12 protein-coding genes are annotated in these 12,112 nt (G+C 62.8%); 1 reads left to right on the top strand and 11 read right to left on the bottom strand.

Annotated features, from left to right (window positions below):
- The 11 genes from HT585_RS27170 to HT585_RS27120 all read right to left on the bottom strand — a co-directional run.
- Positions 1-398: ABC transporter permease family protein (locus tag HT585_RS27170; protein ID WP_484840038.1), on the bottom strand; the 398-nt coding region annotated here is incomplete at its 3' end.
- Positions 388-1,248, bottom strand: a complete 861-nt coding sequence (gene cysT / locus HT585_RS27165) for a sulfate ABC transporter permease subunit CysT (protein ID WP_246707959.1) — start codon at positions 1,246-1,248, stop codon at positions 388-390. The genes HT585_RS27170 and cysT, both read right to left, overlap by 11 nt.
- Positions 1,249-1,386: 138 nt before the next feature.
- Positions 1,387-2,424: a sulfate ABC transporter substrate-binding protein gene (locus tag HT585_RS27160; RefSeq protein WP_425513790.1), complete on the bottom strand. Its 1,038-nt coding sequence runs from the start codon at positions 2,422-2,424 to the stop codon at positions 1,387-1,389.
- A gap of 340 nt (positions 2,425-2,764) precedes the next feature.
- On the bottom strand, positions 2,765-3,823 hold the full coding sequence (locus HT585_RS27155) for a D-TA family PLP-dependent enzyme (RefSeq protein WP_176355904.1): 1,059 nt from the start codon (positions 3,821-3,823) through the stop codon (positions 2,765-2,767).
- A gap of 251 nt (positions 3,824-4,074) precedes the next feature.
- Positions 4,075-4,434 carry an antibiotic biosynthesis monooxygenase gene (locus HT585_RS27150; protein WP_176355903.1) on the bottom strand — a complete coding sequence of 120 codons (360 nt, stop codon included), beginning with the start codon at positions 4,432-4,434 and terminating at the stop codon, positions 4,075-4,077.
- A gap of 76 nt (positions 4,435-4,510) precedes the next feature.
- Positions 4,511-5,596, bottom strand: coding sequence for an ABC transporter ATP-binding protein (locus tag HT585_RS27145; protein WP_176355902.1), 1,086 nt, complete (start codon positions 5,594-5,596; stop codon positions 4,511-4,513).
- Positions 5,593-6,528 (bottom strand): PfkB family carbohydrate kinase, encoded by a 936-nt coding sequence (locus tag HT585_RS27140; RefSeq protein WP_176355901.1) that lies wholly within the window; start codon positions 6,526-6,528, stop codon positions 5,593-5,595. The genes HT585_RS27145 and HT585_RS27140 overlap by 4 nt, the downstream gene beginning before the upstream one ends.
- 3 nt (positions 6,529-6,531) lie before the next feature.
- Complete coding sequence (locus HT585_RS27135) at positions 6,532-7,557, bottom strand: SIS domain-containing protein (RefSeq protein ID WP_176355900.1); 1,026 nt, start codon at positions 7,555-7,557, stop codon at positions 6,532-6,534.
- Positions 7,554-8,399 carry a carbohydrate ABC transporter permease gene (locus HT585_RS27130; RefSeq protein WP_176355899.1) on the bottom strand — a complete coding sequence of 282 codons (846 nt, stop codon included), beginning with the start codon at positions 8,397-8,399 and terminating at the stop codon, positions 7,554-7,556. The genes HT585_RS27135 and HT585_RS27130 overlap by 4 nt, the downstream gene beginning before the upstream one ends.
- Positions 8,399-9,280 carry a carbohydrate ABC transporter permease gene (locus tag HT585_RS27125; protein ID WP_176355898.1) on the bottom strand — a complete coding sequence of 294 codons (882 nt, stop codon included), beginning with the start codon at positions 9,278-9,280 and terminating at the stop codon, positions 8,399-8,401. Before HT585_RS27125 ends, HT585_RS27130 begins: the two co-directional genes overlap by 1 nt.
- Before the next feature lie 107 nt (positions 9,281-9,387).
- On the bottom strand, positions 9,388-10,626 hold the full coding sequence (locus tag HT585_RS27120; protein WP_176355897.1) for an extracellular solute-binding protein: 1,239 nt from the start codon (positions 10,624-10,626) through the stop codon (positions 9,388-9,390).
- Between the two features lie 233 nt (positions 10,627-10,859).
- Here HT585_RS27120 and HT585_RS27115 point away from each other — a divergent pair, with 233 nt between their 5' ends.
- A complete protein-coding gene (locus tag HT585_RS27115) occupies positions 10,860-12,089 on the top strand; it encodes an ROK family transcriptional regulator (protein WP_176355896.1) in 1,230 nt (409 codons plus the stop codon).
- Positions 12,090-12,112 lie beyond the last annotated feature (23 nt).

The raw sequence follows: 12,112 nt of genomic DNA, 5'->3' as shown, positions 1-12,112 counted from the left end.
CTGTGCGAGCCGAACAGAAGCACGAAGACCAGGCCGGAGATGACGGGCGAGACCGAGAACGGCAGGTCGATCAGCGTGGTCAGGAAGGCCTTGCCCTTGAACTCGAACTTGGCGATCGCCCAGGCGGCGGCCACCCCGAAGACGAGATTGAGCGGCACGGCAATGGCGGCGACGATCAGCGTCAGGCGGATGGCGGAAAAGGTTTCGGCATCGCCGAGCGCTGCGAAGAACTCGGCCGGCCCCTTGCGCAGGGCCTCGGTAAAGACGGCGGCGAGCGGCAGAAGCAGGAACAGGCCGACGAAGGCGAGCGCTGCAACGATCAGGCTGAGGCGCGCAAAGCGGCTTTCCGAGGTGGCGGCGCGCACATGATGGGAGCTGGCTGCGGCATCAGGCGACATAGACATATCTCCGCCGGCTCCAGGCCTGGATCGAGTTGATGATAAGCAGCATGGCAAAGGAGATGATCAGCATCACCGCGGCAATGGCGGTGGCGGCGGGGTAGTTGAACTCCTCCAGCCGGATTACGATCAGAAGGGGCGCGATCTCGGAGACATAGGGCAGGTTGCCGGCAATGAAGATCACCGAGCCGTACTCGCCGACGCCGCGGGCAAAGGCGAGCGCAAAGCCGGTGAGGCCTGCCGGCAGCAAGCCCGGCAGCAGCACCCGGCTGATCGTCTGGAAGCGGCTGGCGCCAAGGGTGGCGGCTGCCTCCTCCACTTCCTTGTCGATCTCTTCCATGATCGGCTGCACGGTCCTGACGACGAAGGGCAGGCCGACGAAGATCAAGGCGATGACGATGCCGGCCGGGGTAAACGCGATCTTGATGCCGAGCGGGGCGAGCAGCGCGCCGATCCAGCCATTGGGGGCATAGAGCGTGGCGAGCGCAATGCCGGCGACCGCCGTCGGCAGTGCGAACGGCAGATCGACCATGGCGTCGATCACCCGCTTGCCGGGGAAGCGATAGCGCACCAGCACCCAGGCCAGGATGACGCCGAACACCAGATTGACGATGGCTGCGACAAAGGCCGTGCCGAAACTGATGCGCAGGGCGTTCAACGTGCGGGTGTCGAGCGCCAGCGTGATGAACTGCGACCAGCCCAGGCTGCTCGAACGCCAGATCAGGCCCGACAGCGGGATGAGGATGATCAGCACCAGCCAGAAAAGCGTGACGCCGAGCGCCAGACCGAACCCGGGAAGCACACTCGGCTGGCGAAACCGCCAGCGGCTCTTGTGGCCTTGCTTGCTCAAATCCAGCTCACCTCTTCCATGCGCCTCAGGAAAAACCCAGGCGCTCCCATTATACCCGCATTCCCCATGCGGGCCTGACAAAACAATCGGCCGGAACGGATGGTCCGGCCGATTGCATCATTGCTTCAACAGGGTCGATTATTGGCCCGGCTTGTAGATCTGGTCGAACACGCCACCGTCGCCGAAGTACTTCGGCTGCGCTTCCTTCCAGCCGCCAAAGTCCTCGATGGTCACAAGCTTGAGGTCACCGAACCGCGCAACGTCCTTGGGGTCGGCAGCAGCCGGCTTGAACGGGCGATAGTAGTGCTTGGCTGCGATCTTCTGGCCGGCATCGCTGTAGAGGTAACCGAGGTAGGCCTCGGCGACCTTGCGCGTGCCCTTGGCGTCAACATTACCATCGACGAGTGCCACCGGCGGCTCAGCCTTGATCGAGATCGACGGCGTGACGATATCGAAATTGTCGGGCCCGAGCTCTTCAAGCGAAAGATAGGCTTCGTTTTCCCAGGCGAGCAGAACGTCGCCAAGGCCACGCTGCACGAAGGTCGTGGTCGAGCCACGTGCACCGGTATCGAGCACCGGCACATGCTTGAACAGCTCTGTGACGAATTCCTGTGCCTTGCCATCGTCACCGCCATTGGCAGCACGGGCATAGGCCCAGGCCGCCAGGAAGTTCCAGCGGGCGCCGCCCGAGGTCTTCGGGTTCGGCGTGATCACCTGAATGTCGTCCTTGACCAGGTCGCCCCAGTCCTTGATGCCCTTCGGGTTGCCCTTGCGGACCAGGAAGACGATCGTCGACGTATAGGGTGCGCTGTTGTTTTCGAACTTGGTCTTCCAGTCCGCCGGGATCTTTCCGGTTTCCTTGGCGATCGCGTCGATATCGGCCTCAAGCGCAAGGGTTACGACATCGGCCTGCAGGCCGTCGATCACGGAGCGAGCCTGCTTGCCCGAACCGCCATGCGACGTCTGGATCGTCACCGTCTCGCCGGTGTCCGCTTTCCACTTTTCAGCGAAAGCGACGTTGAAGTCCTTGTATAGTTCACGTGTCGGGTCATAGGACACGTTCAGGATCGTCGTGTCGGCAAAAGCCACACTTGCAGCACCCAGCTGCAGGCCTCCGACTACAATTGCCAGTCCCACAATTCCGGTAATTCGTCCAAAGCCCATCTCGACCTCCATCGGTTACCAGATAAAACTATCAATTTAATCGACTGCAACAACGCAAACTGATGATGCTGGAAGTGGCTATCGGGAAATGTCCTATCGTTATTTGGCATTTTTCAGGAACAGTTTGCCCAGCGCCCATCCGACCCGCCAATCTTCCCTGTTTGGAGAGCCGGCGGGAGAATAGCATGGCGCTTTCTCAGGCGTGCATCAAAAGTGCGGGTACGTCGTCGAAGCCAGCCGTCCGCTTGCGGCTTCGAAGACGCGACTAGCTCGAATATGGTCCGGAAGTCACGACGCGAGCGTTGCCGATATCATTCGGGCGGTGTTTGCACGCCGTTTTGATGCGTGGCGGTTAGAGCACGTGGCCGCGCGCGACAATCGGCCAGATCGCCTTGGGCTCGTCACCTTCGACGATATGCACGGCGTCGACCATGTTGGTGACCACGCAGGCGTGGTTGGGGACGATGCGCAGTTGCTGCCCAACGGTAAGACCGATCGGCCCGTCGCTCACAAGCCGGCCGTGTTCTTCGGACAGCTGGTCGATACGGATATCGTCGCGGCCAAGCACATGGCCATAGCCTGTCAGGCCCAGGAGATCGGCGGTCAGCACCTTGCTGCCGGCATCGATGATCGCACGGTGTTCCGATGGCACCGAGACGACGGTGGCGAGCACGGTAAGGGCGCAGTCCTCCCAGGTGGCGACCCCGCGCGAAACGAGGGAGCGGTCGTTATAGATGTAGGTGCCCGGCCGGTATTCGGTCGCGATCGGCGCGCCGGCGGCATGCATCATGCTGGGCGTTCCGCCGGAGGTGATTGAGGGCACGGCGATGCCGTCGGCCTCGATCAGGCGCCTGGCCTCGCTCATGAAGGCCTGGACCTTCGTCTCGCCGCCAATCGGCGGATAGGTCATCAATCCGGCGAAGTCGATGCCCTTGGCATCGTTGATCCGCTTTGCCAGACGGGCGGCTTCCACGGGCGACCCGACGCCACAACGGTCGGCACCGGTGTTGCATTCCACAAAAACCCTGAGCGGCTTTTCCTTGTCGGCGAAATGGCCGGAAAGCCCGTCGATGACGGTCTCATTGTCGGCGACGACGGCAAGTCCGATGCGCTGGTTGAGGCGCTCAAGCCGCTCGAGCTTGGGCTTGCCCAGGATATTGTAGGTGATGAGCACATCCGTGATCCGCTCACTGCCGTCGACCATCGCCTCGGCCTCGGTCACCTTCTGGCAGGTGATGCCAACAGCGCCGGCGTCCAGCTGCAGCTCGGCCATCTGTGGCAACTTGTGCGTCTTGATATGCGGGCGGACGCGGATGCCGTGCGCATCCGCATAGGCTTGGAACGTGCGGATGTTCCGCTTGGCAATCTCGATATCCACCAGCACGGCGGGGGTTTCGATTGGCACGGGCATCGCTCATCAAATCCTTCTGTCGGGCGCTACATAAGACGAAGCTACATCATTGGCCCTTGACAAGTTATGACCGCTGGCCTTGTGGGCGTCAATCCATTATTCAGGACTGAAATCTATTATAATGGAATATGGGCGAAGGGCAGAAAGGGTTCTGCTTGCCGCGAACAACATGCTTTACACCAAAAGGTTTCCTCCCGGCTGATCTTCATGAAACGATGGGCGTGTCGGTGAAGAGCGTCCACAGCCTTTTGCTAAGCGCCGGTCTTGGCAGGGGAGGCCGCCGGTGTTGGCCCGACTTCGCCGATCGCTCGGAAGGTGCGACGCGCGCCTTTGGCCGCCACATGTTCAAATGCAGCCGCCAATGCAGCGATCCGGCCCTTGTTATCCGAAACGCGTTCCAAATTGTGAAAATCCATCTCGCTTGCCCATTCGACGATGGCGCATACGGAGCTGCCGTCGGTGTTTGCAGGAAAGCGCGCGGAGACGAAGCGTGGATAGGACGCAACCCAGTCTTCTTGTAGGCGGGCGAATTCGGCCGCGATCGCGGGTTGGTCGTCCGCGCCGGACGCGGTGTAGTCGATAACAGAAAAGAAATGGCTCAGCGGCTTCATCGCAGTCCTCGCACCATAACGTCAGGACCTCGGACTATGCACAGGCCACCGTTTCACGCAATGGTTGCTGCCGGTGTCATGAGGCGAGCAGCGATCGACCGGTTTCCGGGTCGAACAGATGCAAGGCGCTTTCGTCGAAGGCAAACGTCCGCTCGGCGTCGATTGCAAGCTGCGTGCGCGGCGGCAGGCAAGCGGTGATGCGCTCACCCCCGATGCGCGCCGTGACAACCAGTTCCGGGCCGGTCAGTTCGACCACGTCCACGCGTGCCGCCAGCCGCAGCGCACCTGCCTCTTCCGTTGCCAGCCGCAGCGCTTCCGGGCGGATGCCGACCTTGACCGGTTGGCCAGTCTGCACTCTGCCGTGAAAGCGTGTCGGCAGGGCGATCGGCTGGTCGCCGCCCGGCACCCGCAAGCCGCCGTCAGAGACCGAGGCCTCGAAAATATTCATCGGTGGAGAGCCGACGAAGCCGGCGACATAGAGCGTTGCGGGGCGGTCGTAAATCTCTTCAGGCGTACCGAGCTGTTCGATGCGACCATCGCGCATGACGGCGATGCGGGTGGCCAGCGTCATCGCCTCGATCTGGTCGTGGGTGACATAGACCACGGTCGTCTTCAGCAACTGGTGCAGCCGCTTCAGCTCCGTGCGCATTTCCATCCGCAGCTTGGCGTCGAGGTTGGACAGCGGTTCGTCGAACAGGAACACCTGTGGATTGCGCACGAGCGCCCGACCGATGGCGACGCGTTGGCGCTGGCCGCCGGAGAGCTGGCTCGGTTTGCGCTGAAGCAGGTTTTCGATCTGCAGCAGTTTTGCAGTCTCGGCGACCGCCTTTTCCCGATCGGGCGCCGGAACCTTGCGCATTTCGAGGCCGAAGCCGATGTTGCGGGCGACGCTCATGTTCGGGTAGAGCGCATAGGATTGGAACACCATAGCAATGTCGCGATCCTTCGGGTGTACCCCGACGATCGAGCGGGTGCCGATACGGATGTCGCCACCGCTCGGTTCGGCAAGGCCGGCGATGATGTTGAGCAGGGTCGACTTGCCGCACCCCGAAGAGCCGAGCAGCACCAGGAATTCGCCGCTTTCCAGCGCGATATCGATGCCCTTCAGCGTTTCGACTTCGCCGTAGCGCTTGTGAATGTTGCGGATCTCAAGGGCGCTCATGCGGTCGTCTCCTGAAGAAAGGCGGACAAGGGTTTTCCATAGGCGCGCGGCAGCGTCGAGATCGCTTCAGAGGCGATGGTGACGCCGGTTCGAAGGCAGTCCTTGAGCGGCATGCCGGCGGCAAGGGCTGCGAGAAAGCCAGCGTTGAACACGTCGCCCGCGCCGATCGTGTCGATGACTTTGACCGAGGGGGCCGCTACGGAGACGGTGTCTCCGGTTCGGCCAAGCGCCAGTGCCCCGTTCGGTCCGCGCTTGACGACGACGATCGCGTCGTCGGGCATATGCGTCTTCAATGCGCACGCAGCTTCTGCCGGATCGGCAAGGCCGGTCAGTGTCGTCGTCTCGACCTCGTTGAACAGCGCCAGCCGGCAGCGCCTCAGCCAGCCGATCGTCGCGGCACAGTTGGCGTCCGTCCAGCCGTCGAGCGGCCAGCCGGTATCGAGCGCGACGGCAATGTCGTGCGCCTCGGCCCAGTCGAAGACATCGTCATAGGCAGCGGTCAGCGCATCGGTCAGGAACGAACCGGCAAGCAGCGCAAGACCGCCACGCAGGCGCTCACCGTCGAGCATGCCGCGAACTTCGTCAAAACTGAGGAGCGGCAGGTGCCCGCGGGTGGTGAAGAAGGTGCGTTCGCCGTCCGGATGGGTGATTCCGACCGACAGCGTCGTGCCGATGTTTTCGACCGGCCAGCCGCCGGCGCGTTCGGCAAAGGCGTCCTTCAGCCAGGTACCGAACTGGTCGTTGCCGATGTTGGCCGCAATCGCATAGTCGACGCCGAGCGAATCCCAGGCCAGCGCGCTGTTGCCGGCACAGCCGCCGACGCGCAGTTCGTCATGATCGACGATGATTTCGGTACCGGCCTTCGGCCAGGGGGCGGCCGGCCCGAGGATGAGATCGACGTTGACGTTGCCGATGACGACAAGAGGACGCATGCTTCATTCGCTCCGGGTAATCTTGGTAGATCGCACCGGGGTTCCGGCATCGGCAACACGTGCCTCCGCAAAGGCGATCATGAAGGATTGCGCCACCGGCAGCATCGCGAAGATCGCTGCCATGCCGGCAGCCGGTTTGAAGGAAAGCGTGGTCACGCCAGGGATCGGTGCCTCGCCGGAGGCATCGAAGACGATGACCGGCGAGCCGGCCTCTGCCGCCGAAACAGCCATGGCGCTGACGAGACCGGCGGTTGCATCCGCGGCGCGAAACAGGACGACGCCAACCGACGGGCCGAGCATCTCCATCGGCCCATGCCGCAACTGCCCGCCTTCGAGCGAAAAGCAGGGCAGCCGCGACAGTTCGGTCAGGCCGAGGCCGATCGCTTCGGCCAATCCCTGAAGCTGGCGCCCCGACGTCACGACGGCGCGGACGCCGGCAAGGGCTGGGAGAGCCGGTGCTGCGTCGGGCGCTTGGGGCGCTTCGATTGCCTGTAAGGCGGCGGCAGCGTCGTCGCCGAGGGCGGCCAGGACTGAAAGGTGCAAAGCAAAGCTGATCGTCAGGCTGCGTGTTGCAGCGAAGGCCTTTTCCGTGCCGCCGACGCCCACCAGGGAGGGCGCGCTGCGGGCCAGGAACGAGCTGCCTTCAAGGGTCAGGCCGAAGGTGTCGCTGGTGGCTCCGTTCGTTTCCGTAAACCAGCGCAATACCTCTGCGCTTTCTCCGGACTGGGAGGTGACGAGGATCGTCTTGCCCTCAATCGCCAGAGGCTGTCCCAACTGTTCCGACAACGGCAGCGCGATCGCATCGATGCCGTGTGCACGGTAGAGCGGTTCCAGTGCCCGACCGACCGCATGCGAGCCGCCCATGCCGAGCAGCAGCAACCTGCGGGTCGCCTTGAGCGATGCGGCGATCCTGCCGGCCAGCGCTTCGGCTGCGTGGAACGACGCGATCGCGTCAGCGGCCTGACGTGCCATTTCAAGGTCGATTGCAATGAGCCCGGCCGGGCGGTTGATTGTATCGCTCATGGTCATCCCTTGACGCCGCCACTGGTGAGCCCTGAGATCAGGGCTTTTTGCATGATGAGACCGATCAGCACCGGGGGCAGGGCGGCAAGCACGCCGGCTGTTGCGATCAGTCCGTAGTCGGAAACCCGGCCGCCGGCGAGATCGGCGATGGCGACCGTGAGCGTCTTGGCGCGGAGGTCCGATGTGAACAGCAGCGCGTAGAAGAATTCGTCCCAGGCAAGCAGGAAGGCAAAGAGTGCCGATGTCGCCATCACGGGGGCCGCGAGCGGCAGGGTTATGATCCTCAGGATCTGGTCGAGCCGGGCGCCGTCGATCATCGCAGCGCTCTCGATCTCCTTCGGGATGGCATCGAAGCCGGACTTCAACAGCCAGGTGGTGAAGGGGGCAAGGATGGTGAGATAGACGAGCGCCAGACCGAAGACCGAGTTCAACAGGCCGAGAGTGGCAAGCCCCATATAGAGTGGCACGGCGAGCGCCACGGGCGGCAGCATGTAGGTGGCGATCACCGCGTAGAGCGACCAGGAGACGGAAGGCGTGCGCGACACGGCCCAGGCCGAGGGAATGGCAACGGCGATGGCTGCAAGCGTTGCCATGCCTGCGACCTTGAGGCTATTGAGGAGCGAGGCGACGAAGGCCGCACCCGCGCTGTTTTCGAGCGTGCTCAGCAGCAGCCCATAGCGTGACAGGTCGATCTCATCGGGCCACCAGTTGAGCGGCTTTGCCGAAAGGTCTGCCGCTGACGAGATGCTCATGATGAAGAGCCACAGCACGGGCGCTAGGATGACGGCTGCCAGCAACAGGGCTGAGGCGTAGATAAAGGCGGTAAAGAGCGGGCTCTGGCGTTCCATCACGTGGCTCCCGCAGCTTTGCGCACAAGGGCGGCATAGGCGACGGCAAGGACGGTCACCAGCAAGGTGACAATCAGCGCCAGCGAGGCGCCGGATCCCGCGCGCTGAAAAGAGAAGGCTTCCTGATAGACGAGGATCGACAGCGTGCGCGTGCTATTGGCCGGACCGCCGCGCGTCATCACCCAGACAAGGTCGAACACCTTGAAGGCCTCGATCGTGCGCAGCACCAGTGCCACCAACAGCGGGCCTGCGAGATAGGGCATGATGACGTAGCGGAAGCGGTTGAAAGGGCCGGCACCGTCGACGAGCGATGCGGCAGTGATGTCGCGCGGCACGGCCTGAAGGGCGGCAAGCGCGATCAGGGCGACAAGAGGAAAGTTCTTCCAGCAGTCGGCGACGATGAGCGCCGTCAGCGCCGAACTCGGTTCGCCGAGCCAGGAGCGATAGCTGTCGATCAGCCCGATCTGGGTCAGCGCTGCGTTCAATGCGCCATATTCCGGATTGTAGATCAGCCGCCATAGGGTGGCATTGACGACGGTTGGCAGGGCCCAGGGCAGGATCATCAAGGCGCGCAACGCCGTGCGACCACGAAATTGCTGATTGAGCAACAGTGCCGCGAGCACGCCGATCACCATTTCAGCGGTCACCGAGGCCACCGCGAACCAGGTGGTCGTGACAAGGGCTCGCTGGAAGTTCGAGCCGCCGAGAACCTTGGCGTAGTTGTCGAGGCCGACGAACGTGCCTTCTGTGCCGACGAGCTTTGCGTCGGTGAACGAAAGCCTGACGGTGTCGAGCAGCGGCCAGCCGATGACAGCGATCATGACGATGAGCAGCGGCAACATCAAAAGCCACGCGCGCGTCGTTATCCAGGTACCGGACATGGGTTGGAAACCTTTTCGGCCATCTTGGCCATGATGCTATTGCCGATCAAATCGTCCCGGCAAGTCCCGGGCGGCTGAGCCACCCGGGAGGTCGAAGACCGAAGCGGTCAGAGGCCGCTGTTTTCGGCGGCGGTTTTCAGCGCATCTTCGGCGGAGGCCTGGCCAAGCAGCGCTTCCTGGATTGCCTGTTGCAGGGCTGTCGAGAGCTCCTGGTACTTCGGCGTCGTCGGGCGCGGATACATGGCGGCAAGGCCGAGTTTGGCAGCGGCGATCAGCTCTTCCTGGCCCTTGGTGACATTGGCATCTTCATAGGACGACGCCCAGATCGGCAGGCTCAGCTTCGCATAGGCATTCTGCGTCGGCTGCGACGTCATGTGGACGATGTATTTCCATGCTTCGTCCGGATGCTTGCTGGTCGAGGTGATGCCGAGGCCCATCGAACCGTTGACGGCCGAAACCTCGCTCTTGCCCGCGACACCAGGTGCCGGCACGACGCCGACCTTGCCGGCGACCTTGCTTTCCTTGGGGTCGTTGGCGAGGTTGTACATGTAGGTCCAGTTGAGCGCGAAGGCGGCTTCGCCGTTCTGGAAGACCTTGCGAACGTCTTCTTCCAGGAATTCCTTCGAGTTCGGATTGGTGAGCCCCGAGGAATAGCTCGTCACCATGTAGTTGAGCGCGTCGAGACCGCCGCCCGAGGTGAAGGCCGGTTTGCCGCCGTCGATGAACTTGCCGCCATAGGCGCTGACGAGTGTGGTGTAGTCGCAGATCGCGGCCTCGGCCTGCGACCAGCTCCAGGCGATCGGGGTTGCGACCAGTCCCTTGTCCTTGATGATCTTGGCCTGTTCGCTCAGTTCGTCCCAGGTCTTCGGTGGCGCCTTGATGCCGGCCTTTTCAAGGATTTCCTTGTTGTAGAACAGGTATTTGGTGTCGAGGATCCACGGCATGCCATAGCGCTTGGCGTCATATTCGACCGTCGTCCAGGCGCCCGGCAGGACGCCGGATTTCATCTCGTCGGTGATACGTTCGGAGACATCGACCAGCACCTTGTTGGCCGCGTATTCGGCCGGCCAGATCACGTCGAAGAGCACGACGTCGTAGCCGCCGCCGGAGCCCTGCGCCAGCACGGTCTTGTCGTGCAGGCCTTCATAGGGAACGAATTCGAGGTTCACCTTCACGTCAGGATTGGCCTTGGTGAAGGCCTCGGTCATGGCGCGCACGTCGGTTTCGCTATAGGCCGCCTGCGCCATGAACAGCGCATTGAGCGTGGTTTCGGCATAGGCGTGACCGGCAAAGGACAAGCCGAGCAAGGTTGCGCTGAGCAACGTGGTTTTAATGGATTTCAACATTCCTGCCTCCAATAACTGAGTGGTATCAGTGGTGCCGATACACCTCCCTGGTGCATCGGATATGAGAAATCCGCCCGCTTGCGGACGGCCGTCGACATATCTATTGGAGCGCTTGCGACGATCTTTGGCCGTCGCCTTCGTTCCCCCGGAGCTCTTGATGGCTCCCAATTAAGTCAATTGTCTTGACTTATTTCTTGTTCAATATTCTAACGGTGTCAAGTGGGGTTTTCGGGATGAATGACTTGCGGCCGATCCGGGCAAAGAGCGGCACCAACCAGGAAGGGACGAGTGCCCACAACCGGCGCGTCATGATCGACGCGTTGCGGTTGAACGGACAATTGTCCCGCGCCGACCTTGCCCGTGCGACCGCGCTGACGAAGCAGACGGTTTCCAACATCATCGAGGATCTGGAACGCGACGGGCTGGTCCAGTCGCTGACAGCTGTACGCAACGGCCGGGGCCAGCCGTCGACCCCCTATCGCCTGGTTGCCGAGGGCGCCTTTGCCATCGGCCTGCAGATCGACCGGCACGCAACGCGCACCATCGCTGTCGATCTCGTGGGTACGGTTCTGGCGCGCGCAGAGGCCAACCTCCCGGCGGGCGGGCCGGCGACCGGTGTCAAGACCATTCTGGATCTCATCGAAAAGACCCGACGTGATCTGGCATCGATCGCGCCACAATCGGAGCAACGCCTTGTCGGACTTGGTGCGGCGATGCCCGGTCCGTTCGGTGTTGAAGTGGATGGCGACGATCCCTGGATGATGGCTGCCTGGCAGAATTTTCCCCTGCTTGAAACGCTTGCCGCCGGCACCGGCCTCGATGTCGCCCTGCAGAACGATTCGGCGGCGGCCGCCACGGCCGAGCGTCTGGTCGGCGCAGCGCACGGCGTCGATCAAGCCATCTGTATCTATCTCGGCTACGGTCTTGGCGCCGGGCTGATCCTCAACGGCGAGCTTTATCGGGGTGCTAACGGCAACGCCGGCGAGATCGGCATGATCCTCAGCCGGCCGCGCGGGGCTGCCGAGCACGAGCGCACACCGCTCGAATATCGCGCGTCGATTGCCTCTCTCTGCAAATTGCTTGAGCTCGACCCGGCCGATCCGGAGCTCTATGCCCGCATCGATGCGGCCGTGGCAGGCGAGGATATCCGGTTGCCCGGTTGGCTGGATGCGGCCGTCTACGAATTGCGCGCCGTCGTCCAGGCGCTCGAAACCGTCTTCGACCCGCAGACGGTGATCCTGTGCGGCGGACTCCCGCCTGGTCTGGCGCGGCTGATCGTCGATGCGATGCAGCCGCTGCTTGCTTCGCTGGCCGATCGCCGCGATCGCAGCCTGCCGCGGCTGCAGGTCGGCTTCACCGATCCCTGGGCCGTCGCCATCGGGGCTGCTGCCGAGCCTATCAGCCGTACCTTCGATCCCCGTTTTTCCGCAATCCTGAAGACGCGCAGCGCCGACGCTTCCTGACCGAGCGGGGAAGTGCCGGCCGG

The sequence above is a fragment of the Ensifer oleiphilus genome (genome assembly GCF_013371465.1).
Classification (GTDB): domain Bacteria; phylum Pseudomonadota; class Alphaproteobacteria; order Rhizobiales; family Rhizobiaceae; genus Ensifer; species Ensifer oleiphilus.
Note: the sequence above shows the minus strand (reverse complement) of the source record. Positions and strands in the feature narration are given on the sequence as shown.

Excerpts from the sequence above, each read along its gene's own strand:
- HT585_RS27160 (WP_425513790.1), bottom strand. The coding sequence starts at position 2,424 with ATGGAGGTCGAGATGGGCTTTGGACGAATTACCGGAATTGTGGGACTG.
- HT585_RS27155 (WP_176355904.1), bottom strand. The coding sequence starts at position 3,823 with ATGCCCGTGCCAATCGAAACCCCCGCCGTGCTGGTGGATATCGAGATT.
- HT585_RS27150 (WP_176355903.1), bottom strand. The coding sequence starts at position 4,434 with ATGAAGCCGCTGAGCCATTTCTTTTCTGTTATCGACTACACCGCGTCC.
- HT585_RS27145 (WP_176355902.1), bottom strand. The coding sequence starts at position 5,596 with ATGAGCGCCCTTGAGATCCGCAACATTCACAAGCGCTACGGCGAAGTC.
- HT585_RS27140 (WP_176355901.1), bottom strand. The coding sequence starts at position 6,528 with ATGCGTCCTCTTGTCGTCATCGGCAACGTCAACGTCGATCTCATCCTC.
- HT585_RS27135 (WP_176355900.1), bottom strand. The coding sequence starts at position 7,557 with ATGACCATGAGCGATACAATCAACCGCCCGGCCGGGCTCATTGCAATC.
- HT585_RS27130 (WP_176355899.1), bottom strand. The coding sequence starts at position 8,399 with ATGGAACGCCAGAGCCCGCTCTTTACCGCCTTTATCTACGCCTCAGCC.
- HT585_RS27125 (WP_176355898.1), bottom strand. The coding sequence starts at position 9,280 with ATGTCCGGTACCTGGATAACGACGCGCGCGTGGCTTTTGATGTTGCCG.
- HT585_RS27120 (WP_176355897.1), bottom strand. The coding sequence starts at position 10,626 with ATGTTGAAATCCATTAAAACCACGTTGCTCAGCGCAACCTTGCTCGGC.
- HT585_RS27115 (WP_176355896.1), top strand. The coding sequence starts at position 10,860 with ATGAATGACTTGCGGCCGATCCGGGCAAAGAGCGGCACCAACCAGGAA.